This window comes from Micromonospora orduensis (assembly GCF_006228125.1).
Lineage (GTDB): Bacteria > Actinomycetota > Actinomycetes > Mycobacteriales > Micromonosporaceae > Micromonospora > Micromonospora orduensis.
Genome location: NZ_VDFY01000144.1, coordinates 1 through 15,368 on the forward strand (window position 1 = coordinate 1; position 15,368 = coordinate 15,368).

17 protein-coding genes are annotated in these 15,368 nt (G+C 73.5%); 8 read left to right on the forward strand and 9 right to left on the reverse strand.

Translation table 11 applies throughout. From position 1 onward, the window contains the following. The first annotated feature begins 61 nt into the window (after positions 1 to 61). Positions 62 to 445 (forward strand): hypothetical protein, encoded by a 384-nt coding sequence (locus FHG89_RS13020; RefSeq protein ID WP_244295405.1) that lies wholly within the window; start codon positions 62 to 64, stop codon positions 443 to 445. A gap of 51 nt (positions 446 to 496) precedes the next feature. Here the strand turns inward: FHG89_RS13020 and FHG89_RS13025 are convergent, their stop codons facing one another. Continuing rightward, positions 497 to 1,969, reverse strand: a complete 1,473-nt coding sequence (locus FHG89_RS13025; protein WP_139584654.1) for a serine hydrolase domain-containing protein — start codon at positions 1,967 to 1,969, stop codon at positions 497 to 499. Between the two features lie 72 nt (positions 1,970 to 2,041). Next, positions 2,042 to 2,536, reverse strand: coding sequence for an ArsR/SmtB family transcription factor (locus FHG89_RS13030; RefSeq protein ID WP_139584681.1), 495 nt, complete (start codon positions 2,534 to 2,536; stop codon positions 2,042 to 2,044). Between the two features lie 160 nt (positions 2,537 to 2,696). On the opposite strand from FHG89_RS13030, the gene pflB reads away from it, so the two are divergent. Then, positions 2,697 to 4,982, forward strand: a complete 2,286-nt coding sequence (gene pflB / locus FHG89_RS13035) for a formate C-acetyltransferase (RefSeq protein ID WP_139584655.1) — start codon at positions 2,697 to 2,699, stop codon at positions 4,980 to 4,982. Continuing rightward, positions 4,979 to 5,767, forward strand: a complete 789-nt coding sequence (gene pflA / locus FHG89_RS13040) for a pyruvate formate-lyase-activating protein (protein ID WP_139584656.1) — start codon at positions 4,979 to 4,981, stop codon at positions 5,765 to 5,767. Before pflB ends, pflA begins: the two co-directional genes overlap by 4 nt. Before the next feature lie 2 nt (positions 5,768 to 5,769). Here pflA and FHG89_RS13045 read toward each other — a convergent pair whose 3' ends face one another. Continuing rightward, on the reverse strand, positions 5,770 to 6,231 hold the full coding sequence (locus tag FHG89_RS13045; protein ID WP_139584657.1) for a cyclic nucleotide-binding domain-containing protein: 462 nt from the start codon (positions 6,229 to 6,231) through the stop codon (positions 5,770 to 5,772). A gap of 161 nt (positions 6,232 to 6,392) precedes the next feature. On the opposite strand from FHG89_RS13045, the gene FHG89_RS13050 reads away from it, so the two are divergent. Both FHG89_RS13050 and FHG89_RS13055 read left to right on the forward strand, forming a co-directional pair. Next, positions 6,393 to 7,280 carry a universal stress protein gene (locus FHG89_RS13050; RefSeq protein ID WP_139584658.1) on the forward strand — a complete coding sequence of 296 codons (888 nt, stop codon included), beginning with the start codon at positions 6,393 to 6,395 and terminating at the stop codon, positions 7,278 to 7,280. Positions 7,281 to 7,394: 114 nt separating this feature from the next. Next, positions 7,395 to 8,276, forward strand: coding sequence for a universal stress protein (locus tag FHG89_RS13055; RefSeq protein ID WP_208760953.1), 882 nt, complete (start codon positions 7,395 to 7,397; stop codon positions 8,274 to 8,276). On the opposite strand, the gene FHG89_RS13060 is transcribed toward FHG89_RS13055, so the two are convergent. The 5 genes from FHG89_RS13060 to FHG89_RS13080 form a co-directional block, all read right to left on the reverse strand. After that, positions 8,269 to 8,907, reverse strand: a complete 639-nt coding sequence (locus tag FHG89_RS13060) for an FMN reductase (RefSeq protein WP_139584660.1) — start codon at positions 8,905 to 8,907, stop codon at positions 8,269 to 8,271. The genes FHG89_RS13055 and FHG89_RS13060 overlap by 8 nt on opposite strands. Continuing rightward, positions 8,904 to 10,043 carry an LLM class flavin-dependent oxidoreductase gene (locus tag FHG89_RS13065; RefSeq protein ID WP_139584661.1) on the reverse strand — a complete coding sequence of 380 codons (1,140 nt, stop codon included), beginning with the start codon at positions 10,041 to 10,043 and terminating at the stop codon, positions 8,904 to 8,906. The genes FHG89_RS13060 and FHG89_RS13065 overlap by 4 nt, the downstream gene beginning before the upstream one ends. A 142-nt stretch (positions 10,044 to 10,185) precedes the next feature. Beyond that, a complete protein-coding gene (locus FHG89_RS13070; protein WP_139584662.1) occupies positions 10,186 to 10,461 on the reverse strand; it encodes a ubiquitin-like small modifier protein 1 in 276 nt (91 codons plus the stop codon). 1 nt (position 10,462) lies between these two features. After that, positions 10,463 to 11,557 carry a WD40/YVTN/BNR-like repeat-containing protein gene (locus FHG89_RS13075; protein WP_139584663.1) on the reverse strand — a complete coding sequence of 365 codons (1,095 nt, stop codon included), beginning with the start codon at positions 11,555 to 11,557 and terminating at the stop codon, positions 10,463 to 10,465. An 83-nt stretch (positions 11,558 to 11,640) separates the two neighbouring features. Further along, complete coding sequence (locus tag FHG89_RS13080; protein ID WP_139584664.1) at positions 11,641 to 12,282, reverse strand: DNA-3-methyladenine glycosylase; 642 nt, start codon at positions 12,280 to 12,282, stop codon at positions 11,641 to 11,643. A 174-nt stretch (positions 12,283 to 12,456) separates the two neighbouring features. Here FHG89_RS13080 and FHG89_RS13085 point away from each other — a divergent pair, with 174 nt between their 5' ends. From FHG89_RS13085 to FHG89_RS13095, 3 genes are all read left to right on the forward strand, one after another. Continuing rightward, entirely contained in the window at positions 12,457 to 12,918 is a 462-nt protein-coding gene (locus FHG89_RS13085) for a hypothetical protein (RefSeq protein WP_139584665.1), read from the forward strand. An 84-nt stretch (positions 12,919 to 13,002) separates the two neighbouring features. After that, entirely contained in the window at positions 13,003 to 13,428 is a 426-nt protein-coding gene (locus FHG89_RS13090; RefSeq protein ID WP_139584666.1) for a DNA-binding protein, read from the forward strand. A gap of 71 nt (positions 13,429 to 13,499) precedes the next feature. Continuing rightward, positions 13,500 to 13,853, forward strand: coding sequence for an MmcQ/YjbR family DNA-binding protein (locus tag FHG89_RS13095; protein ID WP_139584667.1), 354 nt, complete (start codon positions 13,500 to 13,502; stop codon positions 13,851 to 13,853). Positions 13,854 to 13,896: 43 nt separating this feature from the next. Here FHG89_RS13095 and argH read toward each other — a convergent pair whose 3' ends face one another. Next, the gene (gene argH / locus FHG89_RS13100) at positions 13,897 to 15,360 is read right to left on the reverse strand and encodes an argininosuccinate lyase (protein WP_139584682.1); all 1,464 of its coding nucleotides are present in this window, start codon (positions 15,358 to 15,360) and stop codon (positions 13,897 to 13,899) included. Positions 15,361 to 15,368 lie beyond the last annotated feature (8 nt).

Consider the following 15,368-nt stretch of genomic DNA (forward strand, 5'->3'; position numbering starts at 1 on the left):
GGGCGGGGCCGGTGGGGTTGAGGATCGCGGTCATGGCGCTGCCTCCTAGCGGGAGTCGGACGTGCCGGTCACCGTGGCACCGGCGGGACCGGTGGGACCGGTGCTGGAACTGCCGGGCACACCGGCGTCCGCGCTGGTGCCGGTGGTCCGCGACGGCCGGGCCATCGGGGCGTACGTCCTCTCCGGCGGGCGGGTCCGGTACCGGCCGGTGACCGACCCGGACCGGCTGCTCGCTGCGGCGACCGGCGCATTCGCGGTCGCGGTGCTCACCGCGGCCGTGGCGGTGCTGGGCCGCCGCAAGCCGCCGGCGATCGGCGCGGTGACGATGGGACCGGGCGGCTGGGTCAGCCTGCGCGGCGTACGCCCGCCGGCGCTGCGCCCCGCGACACCGCGCCCGTGGTGGGCGCGGGCACTGCGGGCCCACCGGCTGGTCGTCGACCGCTGAGCGCCGGGGCCGCCGGGGCAGTTCTGCGACCCCGGCGGCCCCGCGCGTCGCTCAGGTCGTCACGGCCACGACGGCCAGCACGGCGGCCACCAGGGAACTCGCCACCGACAGCGCGCGACGCCACGGCACCCTCGCGTCGACCGTCGGCAGGGCACGCCACCGGATCGCCGCCATCGTCACGGCCGCCGCGGACAGGCCGACCCCGACCGGCCACAGCCACGCCGGCACCACCGACCAGTCCCCCATCCGGTGCCCCAAGGCGAGGTAGGCCACCCCCCACACCGCCGCCGCCAGCAACGTCACCCGGTCCAGTTCGCGGCGACGGCCGGTGCCGAGCAGGGAGAGGCCGCCGAGGAAGGTGAAGGCCACCGCGAGACCGGCGCCGATCCAGACCGGCGTCACCGGTGCCGCCGCGCCGGCCTCCTCCTGCGGCACGCCGAGCAGCCGCAGACCGATCGGCTCGACACCCTTGTCGGTGTTGCCGAGCACCACCACGGCCCGGCCGGTGGCCCGTTCAAACCCGATGTAGGACCGGAACCCGCTGGTCGCGCCGTTGTGCCAGACCACCTCGTGATCGCCGTGGCGGGTGGTGAACCAGCCGTACCCGATGCGGGTGTCCCCGTCCTCGCGGAAGCGGGCGGTCGCGGCGTCGGCGCCCGGCGCGGTGCCCGCGAGGGTCGCGGCGGCCAACCGGGCCAGGTCCTCCGCCGTCGACCAGGCGCCGACTCCGGCCGGCGCGTACCCGGTGGCCGTCCAGGGGTCGAGCGGCCGACCGCCGGCCCGACTGCCGTGGGCGCGCTCCGCCGGCAGATCGTCGGCCGGGGAGGCGAGCACGGTGGCGGTCATGCCGAGCGGCCGCAGCAGCCGCGCCTGGAGCAGGTCGGGGTACGCGACGCCGGCCTTCGCGGCGAGCGCGTGGCCGAGCACGGACACCCCGAAGTTGGAGTAGTGGACCTCGCCGCGCCCGTCGCCGGGGGTGGCCCGGTCGGCGGCGCCGCGGACGGTGTCGACGCCCTGCCCGGCGTACATGTCCCCGCCGGAGACGTTGGACCACAGCATCCGCGCCCACGCCAGTGGCGAGCCGAGGGCCACCCGGGGCAGGCCGGCACGGTGGCTGGCCAACTCGGCGAGGGTGACGTCGCGGGCAGGGCCGGTGATCGCGGGCCAGGTCGCGCCGAGCGGGTCGTCGGGCTGGACGACCCCGGCGGCGGCCTGGTCGGCGAGGAGCATGCCGGTGAGCGCCTTGGAGATCGAGCCGATCTCGAACGCGGTGCCGGGCTCGACGGGCCGACCGGCGAGGTCCCGGTCGCCCAGACCGGCGGTACGGACCCGGCCGTTCTCGACCAGGGCGACGGCGAGGCCGCGCTGCCCCTTCGGGTCGGACACGGCCGCTCGGGCGGCGCTGATCAGGTCGGGGTCGCCGGTGCCGTGCGAGCCGAGTCGCGGCACTCGGGGCATCAGCGCGATCCCGACGAGGACGGCGATCAGCGCGACGACGAGGGCGCTGACAGTTGCCCTGCGCATGGTGCTCCTTCCATCGACGCGAGGGGTGTCCACCGTGGTGGTGGCTCGCGCGGTCGGTGCAACGGGTGAGGGTCAGCGGCCGGCGGCGGTGAGGATGGCCAGCAGCGGCACCACGCGTTCGGCGGGTACGGCGTACCGACCACGGCCGGCGCTGCGCAGCCAGCCGGCGGCGGTGATCTGGCGCAGGTGGTGGTGAAGTTGCCCGGTGGTGCCCAACTCCTCGATCTCGGCGAGCTCGCTCGTGCTCTGCCGACCGGCGAGGACCTCCCGCAGCAGCCGCAGCCGCACCGGGTGGGCCAACGCGGAGAGGGTGCTGGACAGCTCCGTCCAGTCGGCGGCGAGCAGGTCGTCGACGGTGCGCCCGTACTGCCAGTCGTAGTGCTGGTCGGCGACGCGGACGGTGCCGGTGTAGAGCACCGCGCCCGCGCCGTCGGACGGCAGCCGCTGCTTGAGACCGTCCAGGGCCCAGAAGGTGCCCTCGGTCGCGGGTGGCGCCGGTGGCGCCGCCGTGAGGCGCTCGGTCAACGCGGCGACCTGGGTCTCCACCGCGGCCAGTCGCTCTTCCATCGAATCCACGCGTCGATACTACGAACTTACGTACTTACGTGCAAGCCGGGGGAGATCCGTGACTTTGGTCCCGGCCGGTCGCGGACTCGCGCCCCTGCCCAGCGCCGGGCACCCGGCGCAGGCTGAACGTGGAAGCGGAGAACCGACCAGGAGGCCCTTGATGCGCGCAACCGTCGTCACCGCGTTCGACCGTCCACGAGAGAAGCTCGGCGCCCCACCCCTCGACGCGTGGCGTGACTTCACCGACGGGACCTGGCAGGACACCATCGACGTCGCCGACTTCATCCGGGCCAACCACGAGCCGTACACCGGGGACGCCGCGTTCCTCACCGGGGCGACCTGCCGCACCCTGGAGGTCTGGGGCGCGCTCGCGGCGCTCTTCGTCGAGGAGCGCCGCCGCGGAGTCCTCGACATCGACACCGCCACCCCGTCGACGATCACCGCACACGGCCCCGGCTACATCGACCGCGACCGGGAACTCATCGTCGGCCTGCAGACCGACGCGCCCCTGCGCCGGGCCATCATGCCGGCCGGCGGCCTGCGCTTGGTCGAGACCGCGCTCCGGGCGTACGGATACGAGCCCGACCCGGCCGTGCACCGGATCTTCACCAGCTACCGCAGGACGCACAACGACGCGGTGTTCGACGCGTACCCGGCCGACGTGCTGGCGGCGCGACGCTCGCACATCATCACCGGGCTGCCCGACTCGTACGGGCGGGGCCGGATCATCGGCGACTACCGCCGGGTGGCGCTGTACGGCGTGGACCGGCTGGTCGCCGAGCGCCGGGCGGTCCGGGAATCCCTCGACGAGCGGCCGTCGACCGACGACGTGATCCGCGACCGGGAGGAACTGGCCGAACAGATCCGGGCCCTGGACGAGCTGAAACGGATGGCGGCGAGCTACGGCCACGACATCTCCGGGCCGGCCACCACCGGCCGGGAGGCGATCCAGTGGTTGTACTTCGCGTACCTGGCCGCCACCAAGGAGCAGAACGGCGCGGCGATGTCACTCGGGCGCACCGCCACGTTCCTCGACGTCTACCTGCGGCGGGACCTCGCCGAAGGGCGACTGACCGAGATGGCCGCCCAGGAGCTGATCGACGACTTCGTGATCAAGCTGCGAATCATCCGGTTTCTGCGCACCCCCGACTACGACCAGCTCTTCTCCGGCGACCCCACCTGGGTCACCGAGGCGCTCGGGGGGATGGGCGTGGACGGACGGCCGCTGGTCACCCGGACCAGCTTCCGCTACCTGCAGACCCTCTACAACCTGGGCCCGGCGCCCGAGCCGAACCTGACCGTGCTCTGGTCGCCGCGCCTGCCCGCCGGGTTCAAGCGGTTCTGCGCCCAGGTGTCGCTGGACACCAGCGCCATCCAGTACGAGAACGACGAGCTGATCCGCCCCGCGTACGACGACGACACCGCGATCGCCTGCTGCGTGTCGGCGCTGCGGGTCGGCCGGGACATGCAGTTCTTCGGAGCCCGGGCCAACCTGGCCAAGGCGCTGCTCTACGCGATCAACGGCGGTCGGGACGAGGTGAGCGGCGCTCAGGTCGCCCCGGCGACACCACCGGTGCACGGCGAGGTCCTCGACTACGACACCGTGCTGGCCGCGTACGACCGGACGCTGGACTGGCTCGCCGAGACGTACGTCGACGCGCTGAACGTGATCCACCACCAGCACGACCGGTACGCGTACGAACGGTTGGAGATGGCGTTGCACGACCACCCGGTGCGCCGGTTCATGGCCACCGGCATCGCCGGCCTGTCGGTGGCGGTCGACAGCCTCGCCGCGATCCGCTACGGCCGGGTCAGGGTGCTGCGCGACGACACCGGCCTCGCGGTCGACTACACCGTGGAGGGTGAGCCACCCCGGTACGGCAACAACGACGACCGGGCCGACTCCATCGCGGTGTGGCTGACCGAGGCGTTCGCCGCGAAGCTGCGCCGGCAGCGCACCTACCGCGACTCCGAGCTGACCATGTCGGTGCTCACCATCACCTCCAACGTGGTGTACGGCAAGCACACCGGCAACACCCCGGACGGTCGGCGCGCCGGCGAACCGTTCGCACCGGGAGCGAACCCGATGAACGGACGCGACACCCACGGCCTCGTCGCGGCGGCCCTGTCGGTGGCGAAGCTGCCGTACGACGCCGCCCGCGACGGGATCTCGCTGACCGGCACGGTCACCCCCGACGGGTTGGGGCGTACCCGGCAGGAGCGGATCGACAACCTGGCCGGGGTGCTCGACGGGTACACCGACGCGGGTGGGTTCCACCTCAACGTCAACGTCCTGGACCGGGCCACCCTCGTCGACGCGATGGCGCACCCGGAGCGTTACCCGCAGCTGACCGTGCGGGTGTCCGGGTACGCGGTGAACTTCGTCCGGCTCACGCCCGAGCAGCAACGCGACGTGGTGTCGCGGACCTTCCACGGATCGCTGTGACCACGCGGCCGGCGCCGCCGTCCGGGCCGCACCGGCCCGGACGGACCGACGCGCCGACCGTCGGGAGCGTGCACTCGTGGGACGTGTCGGTGGGAGTGGACGGGCCGGGGGTCCGCTTCGTGGCGTTCCTCGCCGGCTGCCCGCTGCGCTGCCGCTACTGCCACAGCCCGGACACCTGGTACCGGCGTAGCGGTCGCACCCGCACCGTCGACGAGGTGATGGTCGAGGTCGAGCGGTACCGGCGGTTCATCAGCGTCGCCGGCGGCGGGGTGACGCTCAGCGGCGGCGAGCCCCTGCTGCAACCCCGGTTCAGCGGCGAGGTGCTGCGCCGCTGCCACGACCTCGGCCTGCACACCGCGCTGGACACGTCGGGTTTTCTCGGGGTACGCGCCGACGACGCCCTGCTCGACGCCACCGACCTGGTGCTGCTGGACGTCAAGTCGTGGGATCCGGCGACGTACCGGAGGGTCACCCGGACCGGATCGGTCACACCGACCGTGCGCTTCGGCCGTCGGCTGGCCGACCGGGGCACGCCCATCTGGATCCGGTTCGTGCTCGTGCCCGGCCTGACCGACGCGGTGCAGAACGTGGCTGGCGTCGCCGACTTCGCCGCCGGACTGGCCACCGTGCAGCGGGTCGAGGTGCTGCCCTTCCACCGGCTCGGCGCGCACAAGTACGCCGAACTGGGGCTCACCTTCCCCCTGGCCGACACCCAACCACCCGGACCGGACCTGCTGGCCCGGGTCCGCGGCCAGTTCGCCGAACGAGGGCTGACCGTCTACTGAGGTCAGGCCGCCGGATAGCCGTACAGCTCACGCAGCCGGCCCCGCGACGCCTGGAGCCGATCCACCACCACGGCCATGAGCCGCAGGGTGAGCTGCCGGCCGAGAGCGTCGTCGGAGTCGATCAGCCGCCGCACGCCCTCGGCCGTCAACTCGATCGTCGTGGTGCGCCGCACCGCGACCGCGCCGAACTGCCACCGGTACGGCGGGAAGATCCAGGACCAGCCGAGCACCCCGCCCGCGCCGATCGTCTCGATTCCCACGTCCCCGCGGCCGGGCACCGGGAAGTCCAACGCCACCTCGCCGCCGCTGATCAACCAGAACCGTTCGGCCGGCTGACCGGCGCGGAACAACCGGTGGCCGGGATGCCACACCACCGGTCGGGCGTACCCGGCCAGCCGGGGCAGCCACTCCGGCGGCAGGCCGGCGAGGAAGGGATGCTCCCGGAGAACGTCCAACGCGGTCATGGTGGCGTCCCTTCATCGGTTTCCGACCACTCGTCGTGACTCCATCGCACCCCCGCCACGGCGTCGACGTCAGGGCCGTTGGTCCCGGCCGGTGCGGGCGCAACGCCTCTGACCACGGCGACGGCGCGGAGGGAGGCTGAGGTTGGACAAAGGAGGATGTGATGACCAACAGATCCGGTGCTCCCGTCGTGGTGGGTGTCGACGGCTCCGCCTCCGCGCTCGACGCGGTACGCGCGGCCGCCCGGACAGCCGCCGCCCAACACCGCCCGCTGCGGGTGGTGCACGCGTTCGTCTGGCCGCTGTACGCCACCGCGCAGGGCCCGCTGCCGACCGATCTCGGCCTGCGCCGCCAGGCCGACCAACTCGTCGCGGAGGCGGTCACCGAGGCCAAGAAGGTCGCCGCGGACCTGCCGGTCACCGGTGCGGTCGTCGACGGGCCGCCGACTCCGGTGCTGCTGCACGCGGTCCGCGACGCGGCGCTGCTGGTGCTCGGCCACCGCGGTCTGGGCGGCTTCACCGAGCTGCTGGTGGGCTCGACGGCCGTTCAGGTTTCCGCCCGCGCCGACTGCCCGGTGCTGGTGGTCCGCGGCGAGCCCCGGGCCGACGGCCCGGTGGTGGTGGGCGTGGACGGCTCGGCGGTGTCCACCGAGGCGCTCGGCTTCGCGTTCGCCGAGGCGGCCCGGCGCGACGCCGCCCTGGTGGCGGTGCACGCCTGGCAAATCCCGACACCGTTCGTCGCGGGCGAGGTGCTCCCCCTGGTGTACGACCTGGACGCGGCGACCGCCGTGGAGGAGCGCAACCTCGCCGAAGCCGTGGCTGGGTGGTCCGAGCGGTACCCGGAGGTGCCGGTGCGGCAGCGACTCGTCTACGGGGCGCCCGCCCGGGCGCTGATCGAGGAGTCCGCGACGGCGCAACTGACCGTGGTTGGGGCGCACGGACGCGGCGCCCTCGGCGGGATGCTGCTGGGCTCGGTCAGCCACACCGTTCTGCACCACGCGAAGGGGCCGCTCGCGATCGTGCGGCACCGGGCCGGGAGCCACCCGCACTGATCTCCCCCGCCCGCACCGCGTCGGCCGGTCACCACGGCCGACGCGGCGGCGCGTACCGGCAAATGCCGGCGTTGCACGGCGGCTACGCCGACAATGACCTGACCGACCCAGGGAGTGCCGATGAACCGACCTGTCGTGGTGGGTGTGGACGGATCGCCGTCCAGCCTCGTCGCCGCCGAACACGCGGCCCACGCCGCCGTGCTCCGGTCCCGCCCGTTACTGCTGGTGCACGGCTACCTGCACCCGCTCGGCTACGGCGTGCCGATCAACCCGTACGACCTGGGGGTGCCGGCGCCCTCCGGGGAGGCGCAGGAGATGCTGGAACGGACGGCGGCCGACCTCACCGACCGCTGGCCCGGCCTCACCGTCGAGGTACGTCAGGTCGCCGGTGGCCCCGGCGCCACCATGGTCGAGGAGTCCCGCCGGGCCGACCTCGTCGTCGTGGGCAGTCGCGGGCTGGGCGGGTTCACCGGGCTGCTGCTCGGCTCGGTGGGCGCACAGGTCGCCGCGCACGCGCACTGCCCGGTGCTGGTGGTCCGCCCGGACGAGAAGCCGATCCCGATCAACGCTCCGGTGCTCGTCGGCGTGGACGGGTCTGAGTCGTCCCGACTCGCCGTGCGCTACGGCGCGTACGAGGCCGCGTTGCGCACCGTGCCGCTGGTGCTGGCGCACGTCAGCCCGCCGCCGGACGGGGACCGGCCGATACCGGAGGAGATCGAGGAGTCGCAGGCCGCGTACCAGGCCGAGGCGGCGCGGCTGCTCGCCGACGCGTCCGCCGCCGTCCGGGCCGAGCATCCCGACCTCGTGGTGCGGGAGCATCCGGTCCGGGCGGCCGGCGCGGCCCAGGGGCTCATCGAGGCCAGCGGCGGGGCGTCGCTGCTGGTCGTGGGCACCCGGGGCCGGTCCGGGTTCGCCGGTCTGCTGCTCGGGTCGGTCAGTCAGGCGGCGATCCAGCACGCGCACTGCCCGGTGCTGGTCGCCCACCCGGTCAGCTGACCGTGGTGTCGTCGCCGCCCCGGCCGAGCATCTGGAGGAAGTCGGTGGTGAGGGCGAACGGGTCGGCGGGGCCGCTCGTCGGCGGCCGACGCTCGACCTGGTCGGCCAGCTCCCCTGCGGCACGCCGGATCCGGCCGCGCAACGCGCCGTCCGTGGTGCCGTCCGACCAGTCCTCCGGCGCGGCGAAGACCGCGGTGGGGACCACCACCGCCCGCAGGTAGCTGAACATCGGGCGGACGGCGTGCTCAAGCGCCAGCGAGTGCCGGGCGGTGCCGCCGGTGGCCCCGATCAGCACCGGCCGGTCGACGAGCGACCCCGCGTCGAGCACGTCGAAGAAGGACTTGAACAGCCCGTTGTACGAGGCGTTGAAGATCGGTGTGACGGCGATGATCCCGTCCGCCCCGGTCACCGCGTCGATGGCCTCGCGCAGCGCGGTCGGCGGGAAACCGGTGAGCATGTTGTTCACCACGTCGTGGGCGTACTCCCGCAGGTCGACGACGCGCAGCTCGACCTCGTGGCCGCGCCGGGCCAGCTCGTCGCGGGTCGCCCCGGCGAGCTGGTCGGCGAGCAGCCGGGTCGACGAGGGCTGACTCAGCCCCGCCGAGACCACGGCCAGGGTGCGATGGGTCATCGGGTCGCCTCCGGCGCCTTGCCCGTCACGTCGTCAACGGCGTGCACGGTGCTGTCCTTGCCGCCGCCGGCGGCGGCGACCAGCGAGGCGTGGGTCGGCGCCTGGGGCACGTGCGCCGGGCGCAGCGCCTCGAACTCCTTGCGCAGCACCGGCACGACCTCCTCGCCGAGCAGGTCGAGCTGCTCCAGCACCGTCTTCAGGGGCAGCCCCGCGTGGTCCACCAGGAACAGTTGGCGCTGGTAGTCACCGACGTACTCGCGGAAGCCCAGTGTGCGGTCGATGACCTGCTGCGGGCTGCCCACGGTCAGCGGGGTCTCCCGGGTGAAGTCCTCCAGCGACGGCCCGTGCCCGTAGACCGGGGCGTTGTCGAAGTACGGCCGGAACTCCCGGACCGCGTCCTGCGAGTTGCGCCGCATGAACACCTGCCCACCGAGGCCGACGATGGCCTGGTCGGCGGTGCCGTGGCCGTAGTGGGCGTACCGCTCGCGGTAGAGCCCGACCATCCGCTGGGTGTGCTCCCTGGGCCAGAAGATGTGGTTGGCGAAGAAGCCGTCACCGTAGTAGGCGGCCTGCTCGGCGATCTCCGGGCTGCGGATCGAGCCGTGCCAGACGAACGGGGGCACCCCGTCGAGCGGGCGCGGCGTCGAGGTGAAGGACTGCAACGGGGTGCGGTACTTGCCCTTCCAGTCGACCACGTCCTCGCGCCACAGCCGGTGCAGCAGGTCGTAGTTCTCGATGGCGAGGGGGATGCCGGCGCGGATGTCCTTGCCGAACCACGGGTACACCGGCCCGGTGTTGCCCCGGCCCATCATCAGGTCCACCCGGCCGTCGGACAGGTGCTGGAGCATCGCGTAGTCCTCGGCGATCTTCACCGGGTCGTTGGTGGTGATCAGCGTGGTCGCGGTGGACAGCAGCAGCCGCTCGGTGCGCGCCGCGATGTGACCGAGCATGGTGGTCGGCGACGAGGGCACGAACGGCGGGTTGTGGTGCTCGCCCGCGGCGAAGACGTCCAGGCCGACCTCCTCGGCCTTCAACGCGATGGTGACCATCGCCTTGATCCGCTCATGCTCGGTCGGCTCCCGACCGGTGGTCGGGTCGACCGTGACATCGCCGACGGTGAAGACTCCGAACTGCATGACCAGCTCCTCGCGTGTCTACCGGGTCCGCCGTGGTACCCGGACGCAGCTCACAACTTATTTGACGACGCAACTATTCCGTCGGCGGCCTATCTCCGGGTGGCGCGGATCACGCCAGGAACAGGACAGAACCGGCCTCTGGTCAGCCGCCGGCCACCGAGGGCAGTACCCGCACCTCGGCGCCGTCGCCGACCGGGGTGGCCAGCCCGCCCGAGTGCCGGCAGTCCTCGCCGTCGACGTAGACGTTCACGTAACGGCGCAGCTCGCCGCGCTCGTCGCGGAGCCGCCGGGCCAGTCGCGGATGCTCGACGGCCAGCTCGTCGAGCACCGCCCCCAGCGTGCCGGCGGCGGAGACGCTGAGCCGGCTGGCGCCGCCGGCCTCGCCGCGCAGCGGGCCGGGCAGCAGCACGGTGACCACGTCAGACCGCCGCGGCGCGGACGCAGAGCACGTCGGGCAGGTGCGCGGCCACCAGCGACCAGGAGTCGCCCTCGTCGCGACTCGCGTAGACCTCGCCCGAGCGGGTGCCGAAGTAGACGCCACCCGGGGTCGCGTCATCGGCGCACATCGCGTCGCGCAGCACCGCCGGATAGAACGGGCCCTCCGGCAGGCCCACCGACAACGGCTCCCACCTGGCGCCTGCGTCGGTCGAACGGAACACCCGGCAGCGATGGTCGGCGGGGAAGCGCTCACCATCGGCCACCAGCGGAAACGTCCACACCGTGTCGGGCCGCGACGGGTGCGACACCATCGGGAAGCCGAAGTCGCTGGGCAGCCCGCCGGCGATCGAGGCCCAGGTGCGGCCGTCGTCGTCAGAGCGGTAGACGCCGTGGTGGTTCTGCGCGTACAGCCGCTCGGGGTTGCCGGAGTCACGAGCCACCTTGTGCACGCACTGGCCGAACTCCGGCCACTGGTCGGGCAGGAAGTGGGCGCGGATCCCGGTGTTGCCCGGCGACCAGCTCGCGCCCGCGTCCTCCGAGCGGTAGACGCCGCCGGTGGACATGGCGACCAGCAGCCGAGCCGGGTCACGCGGGTGCGGCAGCACCGTGTGCACGGCCTGGCCGCCGAACCCGGCCTCCCACTGCGGGCGGTGCGGGTGGTGCGGGTGGTCCCAGAGGGAGCGGACCAGCTCGAAGCCGCGGCCGCCGTCGGTGGAACGGAACAGGGCCGACGGCTCGGTGCCGGCCCAGACCACGTCCGGCTCGTCGGCGCCGGCCGGCGTCAACTGCCAGACCCGCCCGAGGGAGACACCGGTGTCGGCCGGGAACGCGACAGGCGCATGGTCGGGCTCGTCCCAGGAACCGCCGAGATCGTCGCTGGTGGCGACGCTGGGCCCGAAGTGCGAGCTGGTCATCCCGGCGAGCAGGCGCGGAGTGGCGCGACGGGTGTCGACCGCCACCGCGTACACCCCGGTCATCGGGAAGTGCGGGCCGCTGATCTCCCAGCTGCGCCGGTCGTCGGCGCTTGTGGCGAGGAACAGACCCTTGGCCGTGCCGATCGCGAGCAGTGTCGCCATGACGTCCTCCGAACCGTCCGTGAGCAGGTCCGGGTGATTATGGCCACATCCCCCGACACTTCGGGGAACTCCACATCCGGGCGTCAGCGCCGGGTGCGGGGGACATGCCGCCGGTAGGCGCTGACCGTCGGGTCGCCGTCGAGCCAGAACCGCCACGGCAGGTCGTGCGCGCCGGTCACGCCGACCCGCGGGCCGGCGACGACCGCCTCCGGCGGCACCGGCCGTGCCGGTGGACGCAACCGGACCGGGCCGTCGCCGAGCAGATATCCGCCGTACGCCGAGCGGTCGATGCCGAGCGTCGCGCAGAGCCGGGCCGGCCCCCGGGCCAGGTCCACGTCCCGCCGGATGGCCGGCCGACGGTCCCGTGCCGTGGCAAGCCCGTCGACCACCTCGCCGGCGCGCAGCAGCACGGCGGAGGCCTCACCCTCGACCCCGGTGACCACGTTCATGCACCAGTGCATCCCGTAGGTGAAGTAGACATAGGCATGCCCGGCGGGACCGAACATCACCGCGTTGCGCGGGGTGCGGCCCCGGTGGGCGTGCGAGGCCGGGTCAGCGGCTGTGCCGGCGTACGCCTCGACCTCGGTGATCCGCACGGTGACCCCGCCGGCGTGCAGCCGGCAGCCCAGCAGCCCACGCGCCGCCGGCAGCAGAGGGCCGGCTAGCAGGTCCGCCAGCACCGCCAGGTCGGCGTCGGTGGCGTGGTCACCGGGCGACAGGTCCATGCCCCGACGGTACCCATCCCGCCCCGGCAGCCGGGCCGACCTCCTCAGCCGGCCCGCACAAGGCTCATGTCGCACATCCGTCATCCGGCCGTGCGGTGGAACCCCGACCGTGGTCCAGGGGTGTGTAGGGCGTGTCGTCGCACGGGGCGACGACCGCACCGGAAGGAAGTCACCATGACGGCACGGAGCATCCGGCGACCACTGGTCGCCACCGGCCTCGTCGCGGCCGCCGCGACCCTGGCCTTCACCCCGTCCGCCAGCGCGAGCGTCCCGCTGCGGGCCGCGGCGCAGGCCGACGGCGGGGCGCTGACCGCGATCACGCTCGGCACCACGGGCAAGCTCGACGCGAATGGCGCGGCGGTGTTCGTGCCGGTCACCCTGACCTGCTCGAAGGCCACCGAGTTCGACGTCACGATCAAGGTCGCGCAGGCGGTCGGCGAGACGATGCGCGCGGGCACGACCGTTCGTCGGGTCACCTGCGCGGCGACCACCCAGGAGGTACGGATCGCGGTGATCCCGGTCGAGCGCCCGTTCGCACGGGGCGTCGCGTTCGGCGTGGTGAGCGCCAGCTCCTGCGACCCGGGCCCGGCCTGCACGACCCTCACCGACGAGCACCGGTTCGACCTGGCGCGTTGACATGTCGCCTGGCGGCACGGGTACCGTGCCGCCAGGCTTCAACACAATGTTGACAATGCACCGTTCATAGAGTGTGCTCGGGAAATGACAACCGACGATCCGTTCACCGCACCCCACCCGGGCCAGGCCCGCGCCCACCGCACCCACGACGCGCTGCGACGCATCAGCGAGCGGCACGCCGGCACCGGCGCCCAGCGGGGACGCTGGGCCCACCCCTACGTGCTCGACCCGTGGGAGGCCGTCGCCCTGGTCACCGCCCTCGCCGCCGGCGGGGCCGAACGGGAACCCTCCGAGGAACCGGTCGACGCGGCCGACCTGACCGCCGCGTTGACCCTCCTGCCGCACGTCCGCGCCGAGTTGGACGCCCTGGAGGCGGGACTGTTGACGCTGGCCCGCGACCGGGGGCTGACCTGGCAGGCCATCGCGTACGGGCTGGGCCTGGGCAGCGCGCAGGCGGCCCGCCAGCGCTACGAGCGGGTGGCCGCACGCTCGTCGGAGCAGGCGGGCTGACGGGCGGAGCGGCACGCCGCGTGCCTGTGGACGCCCGGACGGGCAGACTGTGCGCACGACGAGGAGGCCTCATGGATCGCGCGGAGATGCTGGCGTACTGCCTGGCCAAACCGGGAGCATGGCTGGACCGGCCATGGGAGAACGACGAGGTGGTGAAGGTCGGCAGCCGGATCTTCGCGTTCCTCGGCAACGGCGACGGGAAACCCACGGTCGGCATCAAGTGCGGCCCGACCCGCGAGATCGCCGACGAGTGGCTGCACCGCCACCCCGACGACGCCCGCCCGATGGCCTACATCGGCCGGTCGGGGTGGAACACGCTGAGCCTCGACGGCGGCATCGACCCCGACGAGTTGACCGAGGCGGTCGACGCGTCGTACGACATGGTGGTGGCCAAGCTCCCCAGGCGGGAGCGCCCGACGGCCTGAACCGACCGTGGCGCCGGCGGCTCACGCCGACGCCACGGCGAGGTCAGCGGGGTACGACCCGCTCGGTGGCCCAGTCCCGCCACCCGGCCAGCCGGTCCGCGGCGGCGGCGAGCTGGTCGGCGACCGGACCGGGGCCGGTCGAGCCGGGCGTGGTCCGGGCCGCGAGGGCCGAACGCACCGACAGCACGTCCCGCACCGACGGGTCGAGGTGCTCGCTGACCGCGGCCAGGTCCTCGTCGGAGACGTCCTCCAGCTCACACTCCCGGGCCGCGCAGAGCGCCACCAGCCGGCCGGTGATCTCGTGCGCGTCGCGGAACGGCACGTTGCGCCGGACCAGCCAGTCGGCGACCTCGGTGGCGAGGGAGAAGCCGACCGGGGCGGCGGCGACGAGGCGGTCCACCCGGACCGTCATCGTGGAGATCATTCCCGCCAGGGCCGGCAGCAGCAGCTCCAGGGTGTCGACCGCGTCGAAGGCGGGCTCCTTGTCCTCCTGCATGTCCCGGTCGTACGTCATCGGCAGACCCTTGAGCATGGTCAGCACCGTCATCAGGCCGCCGACGAGCCGGCCGGACTTGCCCCGGGCCAGCTCGGCGATGTCCGCGTTCTTCTTCTGCGGCATGATCGACGATCCGGTGGCGAACGCGTCGTCCAGCTCCACCCAGCCGAACTCGTGCGAGGTCCAGAGCACCACCTCCTCGCCGAGGCGGGACAGGTGCACACCGATCAGGGCGGTGGCGAAGAGGAACTCGGCGACGAAGTCCCGGTCCGCGACCGCGTCCATCGAGTTGGCGAACGACGTCCGGAAACCCAGCTCCTTGGCCACTGCCACCGGGTCCAGGGGAAGGCCGGAACCGGCCAGGGCGCCCGCGCCGAGCGGGCTGATCGCCGCCCGGTGGTCCCAGTCGCGCAGCCGTTCCAGGTCCCGCAGCAACGGCTGCACGTGGGCCAGCAGCCAGTGCCCGAAGGTGACCGGCTGGGCGTGCTGCAGGTGCGTCATGCCGGGTGCGGCGGTGTCGATGTGCCGCTCGGCCTGCTCGACCAGCGCCTCGGCCAGCTCGACCAGGCGGCTGGCCACGCCCCGGGCGTGGTCACGCAGGTAGAGCCGCAGGTCGGTGGCGACCTGGTCGTTGCGGGACCGGCCGGCGCGCAGCTTGCCGCCGAGGCTGCCGAGCCGCTCCAGCAGGCCCCGCTCCAGCGCGGTGTGCACATCCTCGTCGTCGATGGTGGGGCGGAACGACCCGGAGGCGCAGGCGGCCTCCAGGTCGTCCAGGGCGGCCAGGATCCGGCCCAGCTCCTCGGGGTCGAGCAGGCCGGCGCCGGCGAGGACCCGGGCGTGCGCCCGGGAACCGGCGATGTCGTACGGGGCCAGGCGCCAGTCGAACTGGACGCTCACCGACAGTCGGGCGAGCGCCTCGGCGGGGCCGCCGGCGAAGCGGCCACCCCACAGGCTCGTCCGGTTGGTGCCGGCGCTGTTCTCGGTGAGGCTCTTGTCGTCCACGCCGCCCATTGTGGTCC

Bases quoted from the DNA above. Each gene is read 5' to 3' on its own strand.
- FHG89_RS13095 (WP_139584667.1), top strand. From the start codon at position 13,500: ATGGATCGCGCGGAGATGCTGGCGTACTGCCTGGCCAAACCGGGAGCA.
- FHG89_RS13060 (WP_139584660.1), bottom strand. From the start codon at position 8,907: ATGACCCATCGCACCCTGGCCGTGGTCTCGGCGGGGCTGAGTCAGCCC.
- FHG89_RS13075 (WP_139584663.1), bottom strand. From the start codon at position 11,557: ATGGCGACACTGCTCGCGATCGGCACGGCCAAGGGTCTGTTCCTCGCC.
- FHG89_RS13025 (WP_139584654.1), bottom strand. From the start codon at position 1,969: ATGCGCAGGGCAACTGTCAGCGCCCTCGTCGTCGCGCTGATCGCCGTC.
- pflB (WP_139584655.1), top strand. From the start codon at position 2,697: ATGCGCGCAACCGTCGTCACCGCGTTCGACCGTCCACGAGAGAAGCTC.
- FHG89_RS13085 (WP_139584665.1), top strand. From the start codon at position 12,457: ATGACGGCACGGAGCATCCGGCGACCACTGGTCGCCACCGGCCTCGTC.
- FHG89_RS13050 (WP_139584658.1), top strand. From the start codon at position 6,393: ATGACCAACAGATCCGGTGCTCCCGTCGTGGTGGGTGTCGACGGCTCC.
- FHG89_RS13090 (WP_139584666.1), top strand. From the start codon at position 13,003: ATGACAACCGACGATCCGTTCACCGCACCCCACCCGGGCCAGGCCCGC.
- FHG89_RS13065 (WP_139584661.1), bottom strand. From the start codon at position 10,043: ATGCAGTTCGGAGTCTTCACCGTCGGCGATGTCACGGTCGACCCGACC.
- FHG89_RS13080 (WP_139584664.1), bottom strand. From the start codon at position 12,282: ATGGACCTGTCGCCCGGTGACCACGCCACCGACGCCGACCTGGCGGTG.
- FHG89_RS13030 (WP_139584681.1), bottom strand. From the start codon at position 2,536: ATGGAAGAGCGACTGGCCGCGGTGGAGACCCAGGTCGCCGCGTTGACC.
- FHG89_RS13045 (WP_139584657.1), bottom strand. From the start codon at position 6,231: ATGACCGCGTTGGACGTTCTCCGGGAGCATCCCTTCCTCGCCGGCCTG.
- argH (WP_139584682.1), bottom strand. From the start codon at position 15,360: ATGGGCGGCGTGGACGACAAGAGCCTCACCGAGAACAGCGCCGGCACC.